Source organism: Streptomyces griseicoloratus, from assembly GCF_014534645.1.
GTDB classification, from domain to species: Bacteria; Actinomycetota; Actinomycetes; order Streptomycetales; family Streptomycetaceae; genus Streptomyces; species Streptomyces griseicoloratus.
The window spans coordinates 1-2,983 of the sequence record NZ_JACVQF010000196.1 but is presented as its reverse complement, the minus strand read 5'-3'; the positions used below and the strand labels follow the sequence as shown (position 1 = coordinate 2,983).

Below are 2,983 nucleotides of genomic sequence, written 5' to 3'. Positions count from 1 at the left end.
CACCCGGCTCGGCGACCCGATCGAGGCCCAGGCCCTGCTCGCCACCTACGGCCAGGACCGGCCCGACGGGCGCCCGCTCTACCTGGGGTCGCTGAAGTCGAACATCGGCCACAGCCAGGCCGCGGCCGGCGTCGGCGGCATCATCAAGATGATCGGGGCGATGCGGCACGGCGTCCTGCCGAAGACCCTGCACGTCGACGAGCCGTCGCCGCACGTGGACTGGGAGTCCGGCGCGCTCGCCCTGCTGACGGAGGAGACGCCCTGGCCGGAGACGGGACGGCCACGGCGTGCGGGCGTGTCCTCGTTCGGCATCAGCGGCACCAACGCGCACGTGATCATCGAGCAGGCCCCGCCGGCCCCGTCCGCCGCCCCGGCGGCCGGCCCGGAGGAGGCGGCGCCCGCGGTGGTGCCGTGGATCGTGACCGCCAAGGACGAGGGAGCCCTGCGGGCCCAGGCCGCGAAGCTGCACCGGTACGCCACCGAGCACCCCGAGGTGCCCGTCGCCGGCATCGGCCTGTCCCTGGCGACCGAGCGTGCCGTCCTGGAGCGGGGAGCGGCGGTCATCGGCCGGGACCGGGAGGAGCTGCTGCGGGGCCTGGCCGCCCTCGCCGACGGCGAGACCTCACCGGCGGGTGTCGTGCGCGGGCACCCGGCGCGCCCCGGCAAGCGGGCCTTCCTGCTGACCGGACAGGGCAGCCAGCGGCTCGGCATGGGCCGTGAACTGTACGAGAACAGCCCGGTGTTCGCCCGGGCCCTGGACGAGGTGTGCGCCCACATCGACAGGGAGCTGCCCCGCCCCCTGAAGGACGTGCTGTTCGCCCGTCCGGAGACGGCGGACGCTGCGCTGATCGACCAGACGGTGTTCACGCAGGCCGTGCTGTTCGCCGTGGAGGTGGCGCTGTTCCGGCTGTTCGAGCACCACGGCATCACGCCCGACTATCTGCTGGGCCACTCCATCGGCGAGGTGACGGCCGCCCACCTGGCGGGCGTACTGGACCTGCCGGACGCCTGCTGCCTGGTCGCCGAGCGCGGCCGGCTCATGCAGGCGGCCCGCGAGGGCGGTGCCATGGCCGCCGTACAGGCCACCGAGGAGGAGGTCCGCGCGTCGCTCGCGCCGTACGGCGACGCCGTGGCCGTCGCGGGTGTCAACGGCCCCGACTCGATGGTGATCTCGGGTGACGCGGACGTGGTCGACGAGCTGACGGCGGCCTGGCGGGCGAAGGGCGCCCGCACCAAGCGGCTGCCGGTGTCGCACGCCTTCCACTCCCCGCACATGGAGGAGGTGCTGGACGAGTTCCGCGAGGTGGCGTCGGGGCTGACGTTCCGCCCCGCGCGCATCCCGGTCGTGTCCAACGTGACCGGCGCCCTCGCCACCGACGAGCAGCTGACCTCGCCGGACTACTGGGTCACGCACATCCGGGAGGCCGTGCGCTTCCTCGACGGCGTCCGCTGCCTGGAGGCCGAGGGCGTCACGGACTTCGTGGAGCTGGGCCCGGACGGGGTGCTCACCGCGCTGGCCCAGTCCTGCCTGGAGCAGGAGGCCGGGCTGCTGGTGCCGGCGCTGCGCCGGGACCGTGCGGAGCAGGAGACCGTCATGGGCGCGCTGGCGCGGCTGCGCCTGCGGGGCGCCGCACCCGACTGGTCGACGGTCTTCCCCGGGGCGCGTCCGGTCGCTCTGCCGACGTACGCCTTCCAGCGCGAGCGGTACTGGCTGGAGGGCTCGGAGCAGCCTGCCGACGCGGCGGGGCTGGGGCTCGCCGCGACGGAGCACCCGCTGATCGGTGCGGCGGTCGGCGTGGCCCACCGCGACGAGCACCTGTTCACCGGCCGGCTGTCCCGGCGCAGCCACCCGTGGCTGGTGGAGCACGCGGTGCACGGCACGGTGCTGCTGCCCGGCACCGGACTGGTCGAGCTGGCCGCCCGGGCCGGAGACCGGCTGGGCGCCGAGCGGGTCGAGGAGCTGATGCTCTCCGCGCCGCTGGTGCTGCCCGAGGACGGTGCCGTACAGGTGCAGGTGGTGGTCGGCGGGGCCGACGGGGCGGGCCGCCGCTCCGTGGAGGTGTTCTCCCGGCCGGACGGCGGCGACGAGTCCGGGGAACGCCCCTGGACGGCGCACGCCTCGGGCACGCTCGCCCCGGCGGACGGCACCCCGGGTGTCGCGCTGACGGCGTGGCCGCCCGCGGGGGCCGCGGAGGCGGATCTCGGCGAGGTCTACGAGCGCCTGGCCCTCCAGGGGTACGTGTACGGGGAGGCGTTCCGCGGCCTGCGCCGGGCGTGGCGCGGCGACGGGGAGATCTTCGCCGAGGTCGTGCTGCCGGAGCCGGTGCGCGGCGACGCCGGGCGGTTCCTGCTGCACCCGGCCCTGCTCGACGCGGCCCTGCACCCGCTGCTGCCGGGAGTCGTCGACGACAAGGGGCAGGCGCGCCTGCCGTTCGCCTGGTCCGGGGTCACGGTGCACACCGTGGGCGCCTCCGTGCTGCGGGTGCGGCTGGCGGTGTCCGGTCAGGACACCGACACGCTGGAGGCGTCGCTGACGGTGGCCGACGGGACGGGCGCGCCGGTGGCGACGGTCGAGTCGCTGCTGCTGCGGCCGGTGTCCGCGCAGGCCCTGCGCGAGGCGGCCGCGGCGACCCGGGACGGGCTGTTCGGCATCGGCTGGACCCCGCTCGCCGGGCCCGTGGACACGAGCGCGGCTGACGGCTCCGGCTGGGCGGTCATCGGTGACGTCACGGTGGCGGGCGCGGAGCGGCACACCGGCCTCGACACCGTCACCGAGGCCGGCACCGTGGTGTACGCACCGCCGGCCGGCACGGGCACGGACGTCGCCGGGGACGCGCACGCCGCCCTGCGGGACGCCCTCACCACGCTGCAGGCGTGGCTGGCGGACGAGCGCTTCGCGGACGGCAGGCTGGTGGTGACGACGCGGGGCGCGGTGGCGACCGGTGACGGCGAGGACGTCACGGATCTCGCGCACGCCGGTGTG

The 2,983-nt window shown here is 76.1% G+C and carries 1 protein-coding gene; it reads left to right on the top strand.

What is annotated here, in order from left to right; translation table 11 throughout:
• Positions 1–2,983 (top strand): type I polyketide synthase (locus H0H10_RS18765; protein WP_188182163.1); only part of this gene is annotated, 2,983 nt, incomplete at both ends.